The sequence below is a fragment of the Oleiphilus sp. HI0117 genome, from assembly GCF_001635235.1.
In genome coordinates this window covers 1-1,507 of record NZ_LWGA01000072.1, presented here as the reverse complement: position 1 = coordinate 1,507, position 1,507 = coordinate 1, and the positions used below count along the sequence as shown (strand labels likewise).

Here is a 1,507-nt window from a genome sequence, read left to right as displayed (position 1 = left end):
TTGACGAAGGTTGGGGGTGCCTGCTTTCCAGCCAAAACGGCCAAGTGCCGGTGCTTGTTTTTGCTGATCCCAAACCCAATTGGGTTTGCCTGAAATACCATCTTGGTTACTGTCGTCTGGGTCGGTTTTAGAAAGAATGTCCTGTTCATTTATCGCTTCGATAAGACCCAATCCGATCATGGGCGAGGAAATACGTGGCGAAATCATCAAATCTTCATCCATTGGGCCATACTGAGGCGCTATGATTTGGTAATCCGGCTTTCTTAGGCTAACCATTTCGCCTTCGCTTAGCTGAATTTTTTGTTCTGTATAGCTGACTCGTAGCTGTGCCTCAGCTTGTCCACCCGGGTAGGCAAAGGTCTGTAGCTGAGTGCCATAAGTAGGCTCTGGTATTAGCCCTATGAGGCCACTTTCCAGTGCTCGTTTTTGCTCGGCAGTTTTGGCTGGAGTGCTAAGCCGAAGAAATAGTGCAGGGGAGGTTTTACCTTCTTCTTTTAATATGCCTCGACCATTCTTCTCGTGGCAACGGGAGCAGGATCTTGCATTGTAGAGTGGGCCTAAGCCATCACTTGCGGTCGTACTTGAGGGGGCAAATACCCAAATTTTTTCAAAGATGGCCCGGCCGATTTTAAAGTCGAGCTTTGTCTCCATATCCAGAAGGGGGGAGGGATGATCAAAACTGTTTCGTTGTTTGCTTTGGCCAGCACTATGTTGACCTGATGGGTAGAGTTCTCTGGCACTATGGAGTTTGCTATTTGAAGCGAGGGTCGAGTCAGCATTTATGTAGAGTAAAAAGCTGACCGCTAAAAGAGGAAGTGCGAAGATGGTTTTATTCATAGCTACCAAAACGCCCGCTTGTTAGGCGGGCGTAAATAAACAGGTGCGTCACCTAGTTGTTAATTACTCTGCTACAGCAGAAGGGTTGTCCAGGCTGTCAGAACCTTCAAAATCAATATTGCTGAGGCCTAAGACCTGAATGACCTTTTCAGTTGTTTTGGCTTGAGCAACGAGTGCATCAACAAAGTTCTGAACGATTTGGTTGCCCGCAGTATTACCTTCACCGATCAATACATCAAAAGCTTGGCCTTTAGCCGCCGCGTCAACCATTGCTTGAGCCGTCGCTTGAGTAGCATTAAGCTTACCCAGCATTTCAGCATCCAGTGCTGGGTCTGCTTGCTTCACTAAGTCAGAAAGGCTTGCACCATCTACTGAGTTGTTGTTGATGCTCTCATACTGACCCATATAGACATTCTTGATGCCCAAGGCGTCATAGTAGTGGGAGTTATGAGTGTTATCCGAGAAGCAGTCATGTTCTTCTTCAGGATCGTGTAGCATCAAGCCAAGCTTAGTCCGCTCGCCAGCTAGCTCGCCATACGCAAGGCTACCCATGCCTGTCAGCATGGTTGCCAAGGCACCTGCTTCGCTTTTAGCGGTTAGCTCAGCAACTGATGCTCCGCCTTCTTTCCAGTTATTGGCCATGTCTTCTAGGTCTGAAATCAATAAGCTT

Annotated in this window: 2 protein-coding genes; both read right to left on the bottom strand. The window is 47.8% G+C overall.

Going from position 1 to position 1,507, the window contains the following annotated elements; translation table 11 throughout:
* The coding region (locus A3757_RS01110) for a di-heme oxidoredictase family protein (protein ID WP_304439159.1) at positions 1–837 on the bottom strand (837 nt) is incomplete at its 3' end.
* A gap of 63 nt (positions 838–900) precedes the next feature.
* Positions 901–1,507 (bottom strand): imelysin family protein (locus A3757_RS01105; RefSeq protein WP_304439158.1); only part of this gene is annotated, 607 nt, incomplete at its 5' end.